Origin of the sequence: uncultured Dialister sp. (genome assembly GCF_900538805.1) — a bacterium.
Classification (GTDB): Bacteria; Bacillota; Negativicutes; order Veillonellales; family Dialisteraceae; genus Dialister.
Map to the genome: position 1 here is coordinate 1 of NZ_UPZP01000148.1, position 3,392 is coordinate 3,392.

Below are 3,392 nucleotides of genomic sequence, written 5' to 3' on the forward strand. Positions count from 1 at the left end.
CATGGTGTATCATCTCCACAGGAAACCATGGTGTATCATCTCCACAGGAAACCATGGTGTATCATCTCCACAGGAAACCATGGTGTATCATCTCCACAGGAAAAAGCCCCTGCTTTCGCGGGGGCTTTTTCCTGTGAAATTGTCTATACCAAGCGCAGGGCGCTATGGCTCACTGTTATCCCAGGAAGGCCATGGATTCTTTCCACTGGGCGGCCTTTTCTTTCATGGCTGCCACAGCTTCTTTTCCGTGGGCTTTCTGGCGTTCTACGGATTTCGGACCGGTGCCGCCGTAGCTTTCGCGGTTTTTCACGCAGTTTTCTATTTTCAGTGCTTTCAGGATGTCTTCTTCAAAGAGGGGACTCATGGATTTGAATTCTTCCATGGTCAGGTCATGGAGCACCTTGTGGTGTTCGATGCAGTAATGCACCGCATTTCCTACCACCGCATGGGCCTGCCGGAAGGGGAGGCCCTTCTTGGCCAGATAGTCCGCCATGTCCGTGGCGTTGGAGAAGTCGTGTTCCAGCACTTCCCTGGTGTGCTTTCCGTTGACGGTCATGGTGTTAATCATGCCGGCGTAAATATCCAGGGCAAAGTACAAAGTATCCATGGCGTCAAAAACGCCTTCCTTATCTTCCTGCATATCCTTGTCGTAGGCAAGGGGGAGTCCCTTCATCACAGTGAGGAGGCCCATGAGGCTTCCGTAGATACGGCCTGTTTTGCCGCGGATGAGTTCGCACATGTCCGGATTTTTCTTCTGGGGCATAATGGAGCTTCCGGTGGAGTAGCCGTCGTCCAGTTCAATGAACTGGAATTCGCTGGTGCTCCAGTAAATGAATTCCTCCGAGAGCCTGGACAGGTGCATGGCGCAGATGGAGGCAAAGGAGAGGAACTGGAGAAGGTAGTCCCTGTCGGACACAGCGTCCAGGCTGTTTCCATAGACCTTGGAGAAGTGGAGGTCCTCCGCTTCTTCCAGGGGATTGGTGGGATAGGTGGTTCCTGCCAGGGCGCAGGCGCCGATGGGAGACATGTCCGCCATTTCATAGCAGTCTTCCAGCCGCTTAAAATCCCTTTCCAGCATGGCGAAGTAGCAGAGCATGTGATGGGCAAAGAGCACCGGCTGGGCCCGCTGCATATGGGTGTAGCCCGGCAGAATCACATCTTTGTACTTTTCCGCCGCATTGAGGAGAGCTTCTTCCACGGCGATGAGCTTATCCGCCAGACGGCCCATCTGTCTTTTCATGTACATATGGAGGTCCAGGGCACACTGGTCGTTCCGGCTCCTTGCGGTGTGGAGCCGGGCTCCGGCGTCGCCGATGTCATCGGTGAGCCGTTTTTCCACGTTCATGTGGATGTCTTCCAGCTCAATGGAGAAAGGAAACTTTCCGTCGTCGATTTCTTTTTTGATTTTAGAAAGGCCTTCGGTGATTTTCACCCGGTCTTCCTCTGAAATGATGCCGTGGCGGGCAAGCATTTTCGCATGGGCCTTGGAGCCGGCAATGTCTTCTTTATACATCCGGCAGTCATAGGAAATGGATGCGTTGAAATCAAGGGCATTTTTTTCCTCCGCTTTCGTAAAGCGTCCGCCCCACATCATATCACTCATTTTGCATTCTTCTCCTTCATGAGGGCCCGGATGGTGAGGGGCAGACCGAAGAGGTTGATGAAGCCTTCCGCATCGGCCTGGTTGTATACATCATCTTCGCCGAAGGTGACAAATTCTTCGTTGTACAGGGAATAGGGGCTTTCAGCGCCGTGGGACATGATGTTGCCCTTGTAGAGGCGCAGGGTGACTTTGCCGGTAACGGTTTCGGAGGTCTTGTCTGCAAAGGCCTGGAGTGCTTCCCGGAGCGGGGCAAACCACATGCCGTCGTAAACCAGTTCGGAATATTTCACCGCAGCCACTTCCTTGAAATGGAAGGTCGCCCGGTCAAGGGTAAGTCTTTCCAGTTCCGTGTGGGCATAGAAGAGGATGGAGCCGCAGGGGTTTTCATAAACGCCTCTGGATTTCATGCCTACCAGTCTGTTTTCCACCAGGTCATCGATGCCGATGCCGTTTCTGGCACCGATGGCATTCAGTGTATTCACCAGTTCCACGCCGTCCATCTTCTTGCCGTTTACAGCGGTAGGTACGCCCTTTTCAAATTCGATGGTCACCAGTTCGTCCTTGTCGGGAGCATCTTCCGGATCGCAGGTAACAAGGTACATATCCTTGTGAGGCGCATTGGCCGGGTTCTCCAGGTCGTCCCCTTCATGGGACAGGTGCCACATATTCCAGTCCATGGAATATGGATATTTCTGGGCAGCCTTTTCTTCGTCGGTCTGCTTTTCATCGTATTTATCGATGGGCACGCCATGGGCTTCAGCATACTTCATTTCATCTTCCCTGGACTTCATATCCCAGATTCTCCAGGGAGCGATAATCTTCATATGGGGAGCCAGGGCTTTGATGGTCAGTTCGAAACGAACCTGGTCATTGCCCTTGCCGGTAGCGCCGTGGCAGATGGCGTCGGCGCCGTACTTCTTAGCCATGTCCACCAGGCATTTGCCGATGAGGGGACGGGCGAATGAGGTGCCCAGCAGGTACTTGCCTTCATACCGGCCGTCGGCCTTCAGTACGTTGTAGGCGTATTCTTCAATAAATTCTTTCCTTACATCCAGGGTTTCCGCCACGGAAGCGCCGGAAGCAAGGGCCTTCTTATGGATGGCATCGAAATCTTCAGGCTGCCCCAGGTTCACCGTGCAGGCAATGACCTCGCAGCCATAATTTTCCTTCAGCCAGGGAATAATAACGGAAGTATCCAGTCCGCCGGAATAAGCAAGAACTACTTTTTTTACATCTTTAACATCAGCCATAGGAATGCCGCCTTTCTTCATTGAATATAGACAATTTCATGAGCCCTTCACGGGGGCTTTTCTTAAGATGTGATAATTATACAGCTCTTTGCATAAATGTGCAATAGGAAATTTGAGATTTTTTCAATTTTCTGCATTTTTATCTGCATTTTTATTTTTCATGCAATAGTGATTTATACGATAATTACCGGATATTTTTCATCTTGAGGGAAGAAAAAGAATTTTTGCACTTTATACAGAATATACACATAGTAAAGGGTTCAGAGGGGTCAGAAGGTTCAAAGGGTTCAGAGGGTGTGGTGGCGGCTGGCGCCGCAGTATATAGAGGGCTGTAAAAAAATGATTGCTTTCTCCTCGGATAGTTAGACAATTTGGCGGCAGACGCCTTATCATAGGTCTGCAAGGAACAAATTGACGCAAACACTCACCCCGCTTCATTGTCATTTCGACCGAAGCGAAGCGGAGTGGAGAAATCTCCCTCTCCCAATGGCACAAGCCGCATTGGGGCGGAGATCTCTCGACTCAGAGTCTCAATAGAG

At 51.2% G+C, this 3,392-nt stretch carries 2 protein-coding genes; both read right to left on the bottom strand.

Annotated elements, in window-relative coordinates:
- Window positions 1–175: 175 nt before the first annotated feature.
- Entirely contained in the window at window positions 176–1,603 is a 1,428-nt protein-coding gene (gene argH, locus QZQ29_RS09145; RefSeq protein ID WP_296962576.1) for an argininosuccinate lyase, read from the bottom strand.
- Window positions 1,600–2,853 (bottom strand): argininosuccinate synthase, encoded by a 1,254-nt coding sequence (locus QZQ29_RS09150; RefSeq protein WP_296962579.1) that lies wholly within the window; start codon window positions 2,851–2,853, stop codon window positions 1,600–1,602. The genes argH and QZQ29_RS09150 overlap by 4 nt, the downstream gene beginning before the upstream one ends.
- Window positions 2,854–3,392 lie beyond the last annotated feature (539 nt).

Bases quoted from the DNA above. Each gene is read 5' to 3' on its own strand.
- QZQ29_RS09150 (WP_296962579.1), bottom strand. From the start codon at position 2,853: ATGGCTGATGTTAAAGATGTAAAAAAAGTAGTTCTTGCTTATTCCGGC.
- argH (WP_296962576.1), bottom strand. From the start codon at position 1,603: ATGAGTGATATGATGTGGGGCGGACGCTTTACGAAAGCGGAGGAAAAA.